The organism is Pseudonocardia yuanmonensis (genome assembly GCF_039542425.1).
In the GTDB taxonomy this organism is placed as follows: Bacteria; Actinomycetota; Actinomycetes; order Mycobacteriales; family Pseudonocardiaceae; genus Pseudonocardia; species Pseudonocardia yuanmonensis.
In genome coordinates, this window is sequence record NZ_BAABIC010000080.1 from 1 (window position 1) to 547 (window position 547).

Here is a 547-nt window from a genome sequence, read left to right on the forward strand (position 1 = left end):
CTCGGGGTTCGAGCCCCGCCAGATGCGGATGACCTGCTGGATCGCGAACGAGGCGCCGATCGCCGTGATCAGGAACGCGAGGCGGGGCGCGTTGCGTCGTCGCAGCGGTCGGTAGGCCACCCGTTCCAGGCCGACGGCGGCGAGCCCCGCGACCACCATCGCCACGACCCCGGCGAGGATCAGGTCCAGGATGATCGCCGCGATCGGCAGGTTGGGCAGCGCACCCGGCTGGAAGCCCGGATGAAGACCACGCTGTTCCATCGCACCTCACGCAGCATGACCCTGACCGAATCCGGCTACGCGGCGCTGGAGCGGGCCGCCCGCATCCTCGAGGAGGGCGAAGCGGTCGAAGCCGAGGTCACGGAAAAATCCACCAGCCTGCACGGCAAGATCCGCCTGGCCGCGCCCATGTCATTCGGCGTCACGCACCTGGCGCCGATGCTGCCGCCCTTCATGCAGGCGCATCCCGACGTGGGCCTGGAAATCGAATTCAACGACAAGCAGGCCGACCTGGTGTCCGAACGCTTCGACCTGGCGCTGCGCATCT

The 547-nt window shown here is 68.6% G+C and carries 1 protein-coding gene and 1 pseudogene; one reads left to right on the forward strand and one right to left on the reverse strand.

Translation table 11 applies throughout. The features are described from left to right. Positions 1-261 (reverse strand): annotated as a pseudogene (locus tag ABD990_RS34200) (branched-chain amino acid ABC transporter permease); the annotation flags it as partial. Here ABD990_RS34200 and ABD990_RS34205 point away from each other — a divergent pair. Further along, positions 241-547 (forward strand): LysR substrate-binding domain-containing protein (locus ABD990_RS34205; protein ID WP_345384948.1); only part of this gene is annotated, 307 nt, incomplete at its 3' end. The pseudogene ABD990_RS34200 and the gene ABD990_RS34205 overlap by 21 nt on opposite strands.